The organism is Mesorhizobium sp. M2A.F.Ca.ET.042.01.1.1 (genome assembly GCF_003997405.1).
Classification (GTDB): Bacteria; Pseudomonadota; Alphaproteobacteria; order Rhizobiales; family Rhizobiaceae; genus Mesorhizobium.
In genome coordinates, this window is the sequence record NZ_RZRX01000169.1 from 1 (window position 1) to 14,300 (window position 14,300).

Genomic DNA, 14,300 nt, shown 5'->3' on the forward strand with positions numbered 1-14,300 from the left:
CGCCGGCATCGACCGCCAGCCGCACATAATCGGACATCAGCTCCGGCGTGCCGGAATAGTGGATTTCACTGCCGCGGAATTCCGGAATGCCGCAATTGCCCTTGACGATCACGGTCGCCTCCGGCTTCGCCTCGGTCATGTCGAGCAGCGAGGCGAGGATATCGGAAGCGCCGACGCCGCAATTGGCTCCGACACCGAGCGGGGCCTGCGACAGGCCGTCGGCGACAGCGTGGATGTCCTTCGGCAGCAGGCCCATCATGGTGCGGCCGGCCGTGTCGAAGGACCCGGTATAGGTATAGGGCAGGCCGACGCGGATGGCGGCTTCGGCCGCGGCGCGGATCTCGTCGGGCGCCGACATGGTCTCGATCCAGGCGACCTCGGCGCCGCCGGCCTTGAGACCCTCGATCTGCTCGGCGAAGGCGTCAACGGCATCGTCATAGGTCAGGGCGCCGAGCGGCACCAGCAACTCGCCGGTCGGGCCGACGGAGCCGGCGACGATCACCTTGCGGCCGGCCTTGTCGGCGACGGATCGCGCGATCTCGGCGGCGCGCTTGTTCAACTCGTGCACGCGGTCCTGCGCATGATGCAGCTTGAGCCGGTGGCGGGTGCCGCCGAAGGAGTTGGTCAGGATGATGTCGGCGCCGGCATCGACGAAATTCTGATGCAGGCTGGCAATGGTCTCGGGCGCCGTCTCGTTGAGCAGCTCGGGCGCCTCGCCGGCCGGCAAGCCCATCGCGAACAGATTGGTGCCGGTGGCGCCGTCGGCCAGAAGCACACCCTTTTCGGCAAGCAGGGCGTCAATCGGGTTGGTCGCGGTCATGGCTTTGACTTTCGTGTTCGAATTCAAATAACGATATAAAGAAGTCTTTATGTCCAGTCAACGCGTTTGCGGCCGAGAAGACCTTATAGGCCGGATTGATCTCGGCCTCGATTTCGATGCAGGCCCCACCATTGGTTGGCTGGTGGTCGACCGGGCAGGCAAGCGCTCAGACCGAGCCTGACGGGAAAGACGTCGCGGCCAGCTTCTGCGCGAAGCTCGCCGCCTCATGCGCATTGATGTCGGCGGCGCGGATCAGATTGTCGAAATGGCTGGTGAGGGTGCGGATGGGCTGGGTCGCGTTCAACACCAGATACATGTCGCCGACATAGATCGCGGCGCGGTAGGGGCCGAAGATCGTGTAAGGGATCGAATAGCGCATGCGTCCGTCATAGAGGAACAGCCGGAAGGTCGGGTAAAGGTCGTCGAGCAGGGCCGCCATGTGCAGCAACTGGGCACGACGGTCGGCTTCGGGAAAACGATCCCAGACGCCGAGGCCGCGCGCGAAGATCTCCAGCGTGTGGCGCGGCATGCAGACCTCCATGTCGGTCTCCGGCCGCCTTGTATAATCGATGCGGTATTGCGTTTCGCCGGCCTGCGCCTCGCGGCTCTTGTTGGTGATGCCGGCCTCATATTCGATCAGCGCCTCCGTGCGCAGAAGGTCAGGGATGCCTGCCGGCACGTAGCGGATTTTCGTGCCTGCCGCCTCGGCGTGCCACTTGGCGAGCAGGGTGCGGTCAAAACCGTCCGGCGCCTCCTCGATCTCCAGGCTCTCTCTAATCTCGCCGGTGACACCCTCGTCCTGGGAGAGGCCCAGCAGCCAGTCGAGCGACACTTTGAACTCGGCCGCGATGTTGAGAAGCGTCTCGGCACGGGGCAGGCGGGTCGAGGCGCCTGACAGGAGCTGCGACAATGCCGAGCGGTCGATACCGACCGCAGCCGCGAAGGCCGACTGGTTGAGGTCGGATCGTGTCAAGAGCATTTTCAACCGCTCCCGGAAGAGAGTCGACAGATCGCGCTTGTCCATCACGCTGCTCCTGCTTCGGGGAGGAAAAATTTGCGCCGGGAGCGTTTTGAACGTGGCTCAGGCGGAAATGAACCCCCATATTTGTTTACAATGTATAACATATGCGGCTGAAAATGCGCACTCGCAACAGTTTGTGCGCTTTGTCGCGTTGCGGCAACGATAGGCTCCTGACACAATGCTGTCAGGAATCGGGTTGGTTCCGGCGACTGGAAGGCAGTGGTCGATAGCATGGCAAGCACGAATACCGGCATGAACAAGAGACGCAGCAACGCACCGGCAATCGAATGGCCGACAGTCTGCCTCATTCTCTTCTGCTACGGTGCGTGGTTCGCAATAGGCTTCCTGCTGCGGCCATCTTATCCGCTTTTGGCGCTTGCTATCCTGCCCTTTATCCTGGCTCTGCAATCCTCGCTGATGCATGAGGTGTCGCACGGCCATCCGACCCGCAACGCCAGGATCAATGAAGCCTTCGTCTTTTTGCCGATCGGCATGGTCTGGCCGTTCCGCCGCTTCAAGACCATCCACCTTCGTCATCACGCGGACGAGCGGCTGACCGATCCGCTCGACGATCCGGAGAGCTATTACCAGGCGCTCTGGATGCACGAGGAACTGCCGCCGACAATGAAGCTTCTGCTCAAGATCAACAACACGATGGTCGGCCGCTTCATTCTCGGACCGTTGCTGTCCTCGGTCGGCTTCTTCATCGACGACGCCAAGCAGATCCTTGCCGGCGACAAGGTGATCCGGAAGGCTTGGCTGCTGCATGCCATCGGTCTCGCGGTTGTGGTGCCGATCGTTACGTTTGGCTTCGGCATTCCGCTCTGGCTCTATATCCTGGTGCCGGTGTGGTTAGGCCAGTCGCTGATCTCGATCCGCACTTATGCCGAGCATCAGTGGTCGGAGCATCCGGAAGGGCGCACAGTGATCGTCGAGCGTTCGCCGCTCTCCTTCCTGTTCCTGAACAACAATCTGCATTTCATTCATCACAAGAGCCCGACCATTGCCTGGTATAGGTTGCCAAAGCTGTTTCGCGAGCGCCGCGAAGAGTGGCTGCGGATGAACAACGGTTATGCCTATCCGAACTATTTCGCGATGCTCAAGGCCCACGCTTTCAAGGCCAAGGAGCCGGTCGTCCATCCGGTGCTGCGCCGCACGCCGGAGCCGGGCCGCGCCTTCAAGCCGCGCGTCAGGGCACGCAATGTGAGCGGGCTTGGCACGGCGCCGGTTCCGGCCGAGCCGCCGAAAGAGTAATCTCGACTTTCCGCGCCCGCTTTTTTCGCGGCGGAACGCAGGCGCCGAAGATCGCCTATCCTTGAAAGCTGTTCGACATGAGCAAGTCCGTTGCGGCCCTGCCGATGTATGACTGGCCCGAAGCGCGGGGCGAGGTCGATGAGCAATGGGCGCGGCTGCGTGACGCCTTCCGGCAAAGGGGCATCGACGCGCCGGAAACGATCGTGCGCCGCAATGGTGATCTGCCGCCGGTGCCTGGGGGGATCCTAGGCGCCGCCGGTGAGGTGATCGCGCCGGACCCGGCGACGCTGCCCCCGGACGAGTTCGATTTCCACCAGCTCTGGCTGAGCCCGGCGCTTCTGTTCGGGCAAACCTGCTGGGGGCCGATGGAATTCGGCCTTGCCCGGCATGTGCAGGTGATCGCGCAGCCGAACTACGATGCGTTCGAGGGCGGCCAGGGCGAACTTTATTCCAGCGCGCTGGTGATGGCCGCGGATGGCGGTTCGTCGGTTGCCTCGCCGCAGGACGGCAAGGCCGTCATCCCGCTCGATCTTCTGCGCGGCAAGCGCTTCATCTTCAACACTCCCGATTCGATGTCCGGGCTGATCGCGCTGACGCGCGACCTGGAGGCGATGGGCGAAAGCTTGGATATCTTCGCCTCGCGCGGCGAGAGTGGCGGCCACCGGTCGTCGATCGTGGCCATCGCCGAGGGCAGGGGCGATATCGCGGCGATCGACTGCGAAAGCTGGGCGCTGGCGCAGCGCTTCGAGCCGGCCGCGCGGGATGTCAAGGTCGTCGGCTGGACGGCGCGGCGCAAGGGCCTGCCCTATATCACCGCCAGGACCACCCCGGCCCCGATCATCGCCGCGATGCGCGAGGCCGTCGCGGCGATCGAAGGCGGCGCGTCAGAGCAGCCGTTCGTCCAGCTTGTAGGCTGACAGCTTCTCGTTGCCGGTCTCGGTGATCAGGATCTGTTCCTCGATCTTGACGCCTTCGTGCCCGCCAAGCCTGCCGATATAGCTTTCGACGCAGAGCACCATGCCGGGCTCGAGCACGCCGTCCGGCGTGTCGGTGGTCCAATCGCCGGGGTGCGGCAGCGTCGGATATTCGTCCGCCAGGCCGACGCCGTGATAGAGCACGCCGTAGCGCGTGGGGTAGCAATCGTCCGGCGGCACCGCCGAGCGCTCGACGAGATCGCGGAAGGAGATGCCCGGCCGCATCAGATCCGTGTTGTGGGCGATCTGGTCGACGGCGATGCGGAACAGATCCCGCTGCTCGTTCGACGGCAGCCTGTCGCCGCAGAGCCATGTGCGCGATAGATCGGCGCAGAAGCCATGGGGACCGATCATGTCGGTGTCGAAGGCGACGAGGTCGCCATTCTCGATTATGCGCGAGGAGCATTCCTGGAACCAGGGATTGGTGCGCGGACCGGACGACAGAAGCCGCGTCTCGATCCATTCGCCGCCGCGCGCGATGTTGCCGCGATGCAGCTCCGCCCACAATTCGTTCTCGGAAATACCAGGCTTCAATGCCGCTTCCATCTCGCCCATCGCCGCCTCACAGGCGACGATGGCACGGCGCATGGCGAGGATCTCGTCCGGCGATTTGATGAGACGCGCATTCTCCATCACCGCCTCGCCATTGCCGATCGCGATGCCGCGGCGGGCGAGCTCCTGGACGCCTTCGGGATTGATGTGGTCGACGGCGATGCGGCGATTGCCGCCGCCATGGTCGGCAACGAGTTCGGCGATGCCGCCGCCCCAGCGGCGGACCTTATCATCGGTCAATTCGCCGCTGTAGAGATACATCCACGATACCGCCGGCCGCACCTCGTCGACGACGCCCGAATGGTCCGACAGGTGCTCGCAGGAGAAATAGTCGAACAGCACCACCGGGCCTTCGGTGGCGACGAAACAGTGGCGCGTCGGGTTGTGCGCGACCCAGAGCTGCATGTTGGTCGAGTCCGTCGCGTAGCGGATGTTGACCGGATCGTAGAGCAGGGCGCCGGCATAGTCGCGGCGCTTCAGCTCGGCGCGGATGCGCCCGAGCCGGTAGCTCCGCATGGCAACCAGGTTTGGAGCGGCAGCGCCTGCAGCCGCCCATTCGGCCTCGGCTGTCGCGCCATAGCCCAGCACATGCTGGTTGAGCGAGGCCGCCTTGTCGCGCGATGCCCCGCGCAACGCTTCGACGGAGCCGGGTTCGAAGGGCATGATCTTGCGATGGCGGCCGAAGCGTTGCGTGTCCATTCGTCCCCCTCCCACCTTACGGCGCGATCTTCTTATGCAGTCTAGTGATCGTGACCTTGCGCGGCGGGAAGCCGAGCGCCTGCGGCACCTCGACAGTGCGGTGGACAGTGTCCATCGCATAGCCGGCTCTCGCCAACTCTTCGAAGACGTCCGAGGACGATTCCCTGTCATCGGTCAGGACAAGCACCGCCGGCTCGCGGATCGACCGGGCGAAGTCCGGTGTCTCGTCATCGAGCGCGATGAGATCGGCGTCGACCAGGCGCAGGTTGCCGACCCAGAACCAGCTCGACACCACGGTCTTGACCGGTCCGTCAGCGTTGATCTGCTCGTAAAGCGACCGGTAATCCATACGCACGACGCCTCCGCGGCTGTCGCCCCCGTGCAGATGCATGTACCAGCTCAGCGGCAGCACAAGGACGGCAAGAAGAGCGCCGACGAAAACGATGGTGGCTTGCGTCTTGTGGCCCCTCTGGCCCATGGCGTCGAAGCGCATGGCAAGAGCCGCCGGCAGGAGGATAAAGATGGGCAGCATCCAGCGGTCGCGAAACTGAGTGATGCCGGCCGCCAGCACGACCGTCACCATGACCACAAGGCCAAGGACGATGGCTCGCCATAACAGTTTTTCCGGCCACCGTACCGGCTGAGGCGGTTCCGTCTGTTCTCTTATCGCCAGGCCGTAGGCGACGGCAAAGATCGCCACCGGCAATCCAGCGAAATTGACGATCGCGTTGGCCAATCTGCGGATGCCGAGAAGTGCCGTTTTCGCGATGCTGCCGCCTTCGGCGACGCCTAGGCCTCCCTGGTGCGAGAACAGATCGTCCAAATGCGTGAGGCTCCAATAAAGCGTCGGCAGGCAGGCAAGGATCGCGACCGCCACGCTGATCAGGAAGCGACGGTCGAAGATCGCCTCACGCGTTTCGCGGACCGAAAGAGATGCCAGGAACAGGGCGGCAAGGAAGATGACGATGTTGTATTTCGACAGCATCGCGGCCGCCGTCGCCAAGCCCAAAAACGCGTAGGCAACGGCCGATCGCCGCTTTTCCACCTCGACCAGCGCCATAAGCAGCACGGAAGTGAAACAGAATATGGCGACCGAGTGGGTGAGGGCGTGCTGCATTTCCCAGAAGATCTGGGGAAACAGAAGCAGCCCGAACATGCCGGCGGCAGCGGCGCGGTTCGAGTAGCCGAGGCGGCGTATGGCCGTGAAATATGCGGCCAGCCCTGCCGCCAGCAAGTCATATTTGACGATCTTGAGGGCAAGGACGCTGGTTCCGACCACAGAGGCCGCAAGCATCGCCAGCCAGGTGTATAGAGGCGGCTGCGAACTGCCGTAGCCGGCGGCCAAAAACCGCATCTCCATCAGCTGCTCGGAATCGTCGACGCCGACGCCGGTGCCCACGACATGGGACAACAGCGTCATCGCCACGATCTGCGTCAGGCAGTAGACGAGCACCGACGCAATCGCTGCGCTGAATGGACCGACCCGTCCATCGCAGAGCCAATCGGTCCATTTCTCTAGCTGCCGCAAGGGGGTGGTCTTCTCATGCTGATGCGCCGATAGCGGGGCATCGACCATGCCACAGCAACCGGCGCGATCCAACAATTCGTGGGGCTTCAGGTCCGCATCTTCTCGCCGCTCGGGTCGAAGGGCGGCTCGACATTGATGCGGGCCGGACGACGGTGGCCGAGGATCTCGATCTCGAACAGGCCGGCGCTTTCGTCCTCGGCGAGAGCGGCAGGGACGTAGCCCTGCGCCATAGACTTCTGGACGTAATGCGCATAGCCGCCCGACGTCACCCAGCCGACGACGCGCCATTCGCCATCAACGATGCCGCGCACGGCGGAGGCGCCTTCGGCCGCCTTGGAGCCGCGGACTTCCTTGCCCGTTTCGTCGAAGCGCGGCGCGCCGTAGCCATGCGGCTTCTCGACCGTGCCATAGTCCTTGCTGACTTTGGCCCAGATCGGCTCGTCGCCCATCACGTCGGCGTCGACGGCATCGACGATGAAGGAGACGCGCCGCAGTTTTGGTCCTTCGGCATGCTCCTTGGCCGACGCCTCGCGGCCGATGAAGTCGTTCTTCTCCAGCTTGATGAAGCGATCCATCGAGCCTTCGAAGGGACCGTAGATCGGGCGAAGCTCGCGGAACCAGGTCGGGAAGTTCTTTTCCAGACGCATCGACAGCAGCGCGCGCATTCCGAAATCGACGAGGCCGAATTCCTCGCCCGCCTCCTTGATCGCCTTGTAGACAAGGCGCTGATAGGCCGGAGCCATCCAGATCTCGTAGCCGAGGTCGCCGGTATAGGTGATGCGGTTGACCATGCAGGGCGCGCCGCCGACCGCCATCTCGCGGAAGTCCATGAAGCGGAAGGCCTTGGTCGAGACGTCGACATCGACCAGCTTCTGCAGGAGGTCGCGGGATTTGGGCCCGGCGATGGAGAGACCCACCAGCGTCTGGTCGAAGCGGTGGATGCGCACCGAACCATCCTTTGGCAGATGCTTCTCGAACCAGCGCATATGGTATTTCTGCGCGGCCGACGAGCCCCAGATCATGAACCGGTCCTCGCCTGATTTGGCGATGGTGAAGTCGCCGATCAGCTTGCCGAACTCGTTGACCATCGGGGTCAGCACGATGCGGCCGACCTTCGGCATGCGGTTCGTCATCAGCCGGTTGAGGAAATCCTCGGCTCCCGGGCCGGACACTTCGTATTTGGCGAAGTTCGCGATCTCGGTGACACCGACCTTCTCGCGCGTCGCGCGAACTTCCTCGCCGATTGGGCCGAAATCGTTGGAGCGGTGGAAGGACACGATGTCCTTCGGCTCCGTGCCTTTCGGCGCGAACCAGAGCGGGGTTTCCAGACCCCAGCTATCGCCCATGACCGCGTTGTTGGCGAGCATGGTGTCGTAGAGCGGCGTCGTCTGCGCGGGGCGGGCGGCCGGCAGTTCCTCGTTCGGGAAGCGGATCGAGAAACGGCGCGAATAGTTCTCGCGCACCTTGGCGTTGGTGTAGCGCAGCGTCGCCCATTCGCCGAAGCGGGCGACGTCCATGCCCCAGACGTCGAAGCCCGGATCACCATGCACCATCCAGTTGGAGAGCGCCAGGCCGACGCCGCCGCCCTGGCTGAAGCCGGCCATGACGGCGCAGGCGCACCAGAAATTGGTCAGGCCCTGCACCGGGCCGACCAGCGGGTTGCCGTCGAGCGCGAAGGTGAAGGGACCGTTGATGATCTGCTTGATGCCGGCCTTCTCGATGCCGGGGAAATGCTTGAAGCCGATCTCCAGCGACGGCGCGATGCGGTCGATGTCGGGCTGCAAGAGTTCATGGCCGAAATCCCACGGCGTGTTGACCGGCGACCACGGCTTGCAGGCCTTCTCATAGGTGCCGAGCAGGATGCCGTTGCGCTCCTGGCGCGTGTAGATCTCGCCCTTGAAGTCGAGCACGCCGATCATCTCGCGGCCGGTCGACTTGTTGAATTCCTCGACCTCCGGCATCGGCTCAGTCAAGAGGTACATATGCTCCATCGCCAGCACCGGCAGCTCGACGCCGACCATGCGGCCGATCTCGCGCGCCCACAGGCCGCCGCAGTTGACGACATGCTCGGCGTGGACCGTGCCTTGCTCGGTGACGACGTTCCAGGTGCCGTCCGGCTGCTGCGTGAGATCAACGACGCGGTTGCGCAGCACGATCTCCGCGCCGAGTTTCTTGGCCGCCTTGGAATAGGCGATGGTGGTGCCGGACGGATCGAGATGACCCTCGACCGGATCCCACATGGCGCCGACGAAGTTCTTCTCGTCCATCAGCGGGAACATGGCCTTGGCTTCCGAGGGCGTGATCAGCTCGGTGTCCATGCCAAGATAGCGGCCCTTGGCGTGGGCCAGCCGCAGGAAGTCCATGCGCTCCGGCGTGTCGGCCATCATCACGCCGCCGGTCAAATGCAGCGAGCACGACTGGCCGGAGATCTCCTCGATCTCCTTGTAGAGCTGGACCGTATAGGCCTGCAGCTTGGCGACGTTCGGGTCGCCGTTCAGCGTGTGGAAGCCGCCCGCCGCATGCCAGGACGAGCCGGAGGTCAGCTCCGAGCGCTCGATCAGCATGATGTCGGTCCAGCCGGCCTTGGCGAGGTGATAGAGCACCGAGCAGCCGACGACGCCGCCGCCGATGACAACCGCTTTTACATGGGATTTCATGAAGATAGGTCCGTTTTTATAGAGACTTAATCGAGTGATTGGTGTGGAGGCTAAGCGAAGCTCGACGGAGTGGGGGTCGACTGTTCATCCTCGACACGGAAAATCAGAAATCCGTCGGCGCACCGCCTTCGGCGCGGCGCTTTTCGACGAAGTCGTTGAGTTCCTCGCGGATGGCCGGATCCATATACGGCTCTTCGTAGGAGGCAAGGCGCTCCTTCCACACCTTGTTGGTGCGTTCCATCGCCGTCGGCGAGCCGGCCTCGGTCCAGGTTTCGAAGTTGCGCCAGTCGGAAACGATCGGCGAGTAGAAGGCGGTCTTGTAGCGCTCCTGCGTGTGCTGGGTGCCGAAGAAATGGCCGCCGGGGCCGACCGACTGGATGGCGTCGAAGCCGAGCGCGTCCTCGGAGAGGTCGAGCGGGGTGAGGAACTCGGCAACCATCTGCAACAGGTCGATATCTAGAATGGTTTTTTCGTAGGAGCAGCGCAGGCCGCCTTCCAGCCAGCCGGCGCCGTGCATCATCAGGTTGCCGCCGCCCTGGATCGCGCCCCAGAGCGAGAACACGCTCTCATAGGCAGCCTGCGCGTCGACCGTGTTGGCGGCGCAAGTGTTGGAGGTGCGGTAGGGGATGTTGTAACGGCGGGCGAGCTGGCCGCCGACGAGCTGCGCCTTCATGTATTCGGGCGTGCCGAAAGCCGGCGCGCCCGACTTCATATCCACATTGGAGGTGAAGCCGCCATAGCCGACCGGCGCGCCTTTCTTGACCATCTGCGCGAAGGCGATGCCGGAAAGCGCCTCGGCGTTCTGCTGCACCAGCGCTCCGGCGACGGTGACGGGCGCCATGGCGCCGGACAGCGTGAACGGCGTGACGATGACAGCTTGGCCCATGCTCGACATCTGAATGATGCCTTCCATCATCGGCACGTCGAGCTTCAGCGGCGAATTGGTGTTGATGATGGTGAAGACCGAGGGTTCCTGCATCAGCTGCTCGCGGCTGATGCCACGGGCGATGCGGGTGATCTCGATGCCGTCGACATTGCGTTCCTTGCCGAGCGAATAGATGTGGAAGACCTTGTCGGTCAGCATGGCGAGGTCGCGGATGCACTCCAGGTGCCGCACCGACGGGTGGATGTCGATCGGCTCGACCGGATAGCCGCCGGTGCAGTTCAAGATGTTGTGCATCTGCGCAAGGCGCAGGAAGTTGCGGTAGTCGGCCTGGTTGCCGGGCCGGCGGCCGCGGTCGAGGTCGGAGCAGTTGGGCGCCGAGGCCATCATCGACAGGATGACGTTGTTGCCGCCGAAGCGCAGATTGTGCGCCGGATTGCGGGCGTGCAGCGTGAATTCCGAGGGGCAGTGCGCGACGAGCTCGAGGATCATGTCGCTTTCGAAGCGCACGCGCTCCGAGCCCTCGCGCACATCCGCGCCATGCGCCTTCATGATGCGGCGGGCTTCGTCGTGCAGAACGTCGACGCCGATCTCCTTCAGCACGCGCAGCGAGGCGAGGTGGATCGATTCCAACTCGTCGTCGGACACGAACTTGGTCGGCGTCAGCGGGTTCTTCAACTGCCGGAAGGCGGGCTGCTCGAAAGCGGCCGCGCCGCCGGCGCGCTTGCCCGCGCGGCCGCCACGGCGGGCGCGATCGGTAGCCGGTGCCGGCTCGGCGGGATGAAGGGCGGCGGTCATGAGAAGCCTCGTGAGAATGCGAATTTGGCCGGCATAATGGACCGGCGGCCATGCAGCCGGTGAGGAGGCGGCGACCACTAGGGCGAGGGAAGCGACATGACGGAAGGGGAAGATGCGCGGGCTTATGGCAGCGCCGGGGCTCCTGACAGGGAGTGGCTCGAACATACGGTTTCGCAGCCAGTTGGCCCTTACAGCGACCGGCCGCAACAGCTAAGCCTCCAGCGGGTTGGATCAGGAAACGATGGCTCTGGCGGATTCAGAGAGCAGGGAGACTGTGCAATGGGCTGCGATCACAGGCGTGATCGCGACCGTGTCGGTGTTCGCCGTCGCACAGGGTCTTTCCTATCCGCTGCTGAGCTTCATCCTGCAGCGGCAAGGCGTTTCGCCGGCGATGATCGGGCTGTCGGCGGCGATGACGCCGGTCGGCTTCATCCTCTCCTCGCCGCCAATTCCAGCATTGGCGCGCCGTTTCGGGGCAGGGCGGACCGCGCTCACCTGCGCCGCGCTGTCGGCGCTGGTGCTGGCGCTGGTCGGCTGGACGCAGAATGTCTATCTATGGTTCCCGCTGCGCTTCCTGATCGGCGTGGTGACCAATCCGCTCTACGTGCTCAGCGAAATCTGGGTGATCGCGCTGGCGCCGCCGGCGCGGCGCGGCCGCGTCATGGGCATCTATTCCACCATCATCTCGGCCGGCTTTGCAGCCGGGCCGCTGTGCCTGCTTGCCGTCGGCACCGAAGGCTGGCCGCCTTTCCTGGTCGGCATCGGCGCCTTCCTCTTCTGCGGCGCCTGCCTCGCCGCGGTGGTGCGCCGCCTGCCCAAAGTCGAGGAGGCGGAGAAGAAGGTTTCGGTGCTGGGTTTCATACCGTTGGCCTGGCTGCTCCTGTCCGCGGTCGTCGTCGCCGCCGGTTTCGAGCAGGCGATCCTGGCGCTGCTGCCGGTCTATGGAACGCATCACAACATTCCCGAGGCGCGCATGTCGGCGCTGCTGTCGGTGATGATCGCCGGCAACATCGCCATGCAGGTGCCGCTCGGCCTGCTCGCCGAAAAGCTGACGGCGCGCCTGGTGCGCTTCGGCTGCGTCGCCGTGACCATCCTTGGATGCGTGCTTCTGCCGGCGCTGATCGAGACGCCGCTGATCTGGGTCTGCGTCTTTATCTGGGGCGCCGTTTCCTACGGCATCTACACCATGTCGATCATCGAGCTCGGCGAACGCTTCACCGGCTCGGCGCTGGTCGCCGGCAACGCCGCCTTCTCGCTGTTGTGGGGCCTCGGCGGCATCGTCGTGCCGCCGCTCACCGGCGGTGTCATGGATGTCATCGGCGCTGCCGGGCTTCCAATCACGCTCGGCGCGATCTGCGCGGCCCTGGCGGCGGCGACGGTCGTGCGCCGGCGGGTTTTGTAGTCGATCTCGCCACGGCTCTTGAATATCCATGCAGCGAACGCGATGTAGGCGGGGCGCCTGATGGAGACCCGCATGACCAGCACGATGACCAAAACCCAGCCAGATGCGACGGCTGACGATCCCTTCCTCTGGCTTGAGGATCGCAACGGCAAGGAAGCGCTGGACTGGGTCCATCGCCAGAATGCGCTGACGGTCGCCGAACTGCAGGGCGATCCTTCCTATCAGGCGACCTTCGAGACCGCGCTCGATCTGATGACGGCCGAGGACAACATGCCGGTCGGTGCTGCGCTTGCCGGTTACGTCTATAATTTCTGGCAGGACAAGACCAATGCGCTGGGCCTGTGGCGGCGCACGCCCGTCGCTTCCTACAAGGCCGAGAAGCCGCAGTGGGAAACGATCATCGACTTCGACCAGCTCTCGGCGAAAGAGGGCATTAAGTGGGTGTTCGGTGGGGCGAGCCGGCTCTATCCGGATTTCAACCGCTGCCTCCTCTACATGTCGCCGGACGGCGGCGACGCCAGCGAGATGCGCGAGTTCGACATCGCGACCAAATCCTTCGTCGAGGACGGGTTTCGGGCTCCGGCATCCAAGTCGGGCTTTTCCTGGCTGGACAAGGACACGGTGCTCGTCTCGGCGGCTTTCGGGGAAGAGGACAAGACGCAGTCCGGCTATCCGCGCGTCATCAAGCTTTGGCGGCGCGGCACAAAGCTCGACGACGCGACGCCTATCTTCGAAGGCGAGAAACAGCATCTCGCGGTTAGCGGCGGCGTCGAGTATGACGGCGACAAGCGGCATGTGCTACTCGGCAAGACGCTCGACTTCTTCACCTCGCACAGTTTCCTGCGGCTGGATTCCGGCGAGAACCGGCGCATCCCGCTGCCCGACGACGCCACCGACACGGCGATCTTCAAGGGCCAGCTGGTCTTCGGCGTGCGCAGCCCTTGGACGGCGCCCGACGGCACGCAATGCCTGCCCGACGGACTCTACTCGGTCGATTTCGACCGGTGGATCGACACGGGCGAGTTCGGTCCGTTCAAGACCGTGCTCGCGCCGGCGCATCGCGTTTCGATCGCCGGGCTGGCCCGGACACAGGATCGGCTGTTCATCAACCTGATGGACAATGTGCGCGGCAAGGTCATCGCCTGTGACCGCACCGCAAGTGGCTGGTCGCTCAAGCCGGTGGCGCTGCCGGACAACGGCAATGTCGGCATCAGCCATGCCGAGCATTTCGGCTCCAGCGTCTCCTTCTCCTTCACCGATTTCCTGACGCCGAGCTCGATCATCTGGTCGGACGACGACGGCGAGACGCTGGCGACGGTGAAGTCGCAACCGGCCCGCTTCGATGCCTCGCCCTATGTTTCGGAACAGTTCGAGGCCCGCTCCAAGGACGGTACGATGATCCCGTATTTCGTGGTCAGGCGCCGCGACCAGAAGGGGCCGGTGCCGGCGCTGCTCTATGGCTATGGCGGCTTCGAAGTGCCGCTGCTGCCGGGCTATGCCGGGATCCGTGGCAAGCTCTGGCTGGACAAGGGCAACGCCTATGTCCAGGCCAATATCCGCGGCGGCGGCGAGTTCGGTCCCGCCTGGCACCAGGCGGCGCTGAAGGGCAAGCGCCAGAATGCCTTCGACGATTTCGCCGCGGTGGCCGAGGATGTCGTCAAGCGCGGCATCACCACGGCGGCGCAGCTCGGCATCCAGGGCGGCTCCAATGG

General features: G+C 64.2%; 10 protein-coding genes. 4 read left to right on the top strand and 6 right to left on the bottom strand.

Annotated elements, in window-relative coordinates; translation table 11 throughout:
* On the bottom strand, positions 1-820 hold an 820-nt coding region (gene bmt, locus EOA23_RS22945; protein ID WP_127305831.1), incomplete at its 3' end, for a betaine--homocysteine S-methyltransferase.
* Between the two features lie 166 nt (positions 821-986).
* Complete coding sequence (locus EOA23_RS22950) at positions 987-1,844, bottom strand: helix-turn-helix transcriptional regulator (protein WP_126060290.1); 858 nt, start codon at positions 1,842-1,844, stop codon at positions 987-989.
* A gap of 249 nt (positions 1,845-2,093) precedes the next feature.
* Between EOA23_RS22950 and EOA23_RS22955 the strand changes: the two genes are divergently transcribed.
* Positions 2,094-3,095 (top strand): fatty acid desaturase, encoded by a 1,002-nt coding sequence (locus EOA23_RS22955; RefSeq protein WP_126060291.1) that lies wholly within the window; start codon positions 2,094-2,096, stop codon positions 3,093-3,095.
* A gap of 77 nt (positions 3,096-3,172) precedes the next feature.
* The gene (locus EOA23_RS22960) at positions 3,173-4,012 is read left to right on the top strand and encodes a PhnD/SsuA/transferrin family substrate-binding protein (protein WP_127305832.1); all 840 of its coding nucleotides are present in this window, start codon (positions 3,173-3,175) and stop codon (positions 4,010-4,012) included.
* On the opposite strand, the gene EOA23_RS22965 is transcribed toward EOA23_RS22960, so the two are convergent.
* The 4 genes from EOA23_RS22965 to EOA23_RS22980 form a co-directional block, all read right to left on the bottom strand.
* Complete coding sequence (locus EOA23_RS22965; protein ID WP_127305833.1) at positions 3,980-5,320, bottom strand: Xaa-Pro peptidase family protein; 1,341 nt, start codon at positions 5,318-5,320, stop codon at positions 3,980-3,982. The genes EOA23_RS22960 and EOA23_RS22965 overlap by 33 nt on opposite strands.
* A gap of 16 nt (positions 5,321-5,336) precedes the next feature.
* A complete protein-coding gene (locus tag EOA23_RS22970; RefSeq protein WP_127305834.1) occupies positions 5,337-6,896 on the bottom strand; it encodes a glycosyltransferase family 39 protein in 1,560 nt (519 codons plus the stop codon).
* 38 nt (positions 6,897-6,934) lie between these two features.
* On the bottom strand, positions 6,935-9,505 hold the full coding sequence (locus tag EOA23_RS22975) for an FAD-dependent oxidoreductase (protein WP_127305835.1): 2,571 nt from the start codon (positions 9,503-9,505) through the stop codon (positions 6,935-6,937).
* A 103-nt stretch (positions 9,506-9,608) separates the two neighbouring features.
* A complete protein-coding gene (locus tag EOA23_RS22980; RefSeq protein WP_127305836.1) occupies positions 9,609-11,186 on the bottom strand; it encodes a trimethylamine methyltransferase family protein in 1,578 nt (525 codons plus the stop codon).
* A 241-nt stretch (positions 11,187-11,427) separates the two neighbouring features.
* Here EOA23_RS22980 and EOA23_RS22985 point away from each other — a divergent pair, with 241 nt between their 5' ends.
* Positions 11,428-12,588: an MFS transporter gene (locus EOA23_RS22985; protein ID WP_127305837.1), complete on the top strand. Its 1,161-nt coding sequence runs from the start codon at positions 11,428-11,430 to the stop codon at positions 12,586-12,588.
* A 72-nt stretch (positions 12,589-12,660) separates the two neighbouring features.
* Positions 12,661-14,300 (top strand): prolyl oligopeptidase family serine peptidase (locus EOA23_RS22990; RefSeq protein ID WP_145966463.1); only part of this gene is annotated, 1,640 nt, incomplete at its 3' end.

What these genes read in the sequence shown, in the direction of transcription:
- EOA23_RS22950 (WP_126060290.1), bottom strand. Translation starts at nt 1,844, where the DNA reads ATGGACAAGCGCGATCTGTCGACTCTCTTCCGGGAGCGGTTGAAAATG.
- EOA23_RS22955 (WP_126060291.1), top strand. Translation starts at nt 2,094, where the DNA reads ATGAACAAGAGACGCAGCAACGCACCGGCAATCGAATGGCCGACAGTC.
- EOA23_RS22960 (WP_127305832.1), top strand. Translation starts at nt 3,173, where the DNA reads ATGAGCAAGTCCGTTGCGGCCCTGCCGATGTATGACTGGCCCGAAGCG.
- EOA23_RS22965 (WP_127305833.1), bottom strand. Translation starts at nt 5,320, where the DNA reads ATGGACACGCAACGCTTCGGCCGCCATCGCAAGATCATGCCCTTCGAA.
- EOA23_RS22970 (WP_127305834.1), bottom strand. Translation starts at nt 6,896, where the DNA reads ATGGTCGATGCCCCGCTATCGGCGCATCAGCATGAGAAGACCACCCCC.
- EOA23_RS22975 (WP_127305835.1), bottom strand. Translation starts at nt 9,505, where the DNA reads ATGAAATCCCATGTAAAAGCGGTTGTCATCGGCGGCGGCGTCGTCGGC.
- EOA23_RS22980 (WP_127305836.1), bottom strand. Translation starts at nt 11,186, where the DNA reads ATGACCGCCGCCCTTCATCCCGCCGAGCCGGCACCGGCTACCGATCGC.
- EOA23_RS22985 (WP_127305837.1), top strand. Translation starts at nt 11,428, where the DNA reads ATGGCTCTGGCGGATTCAGAGAGCAGGGAGACTGTGCAATGGGCTGCG.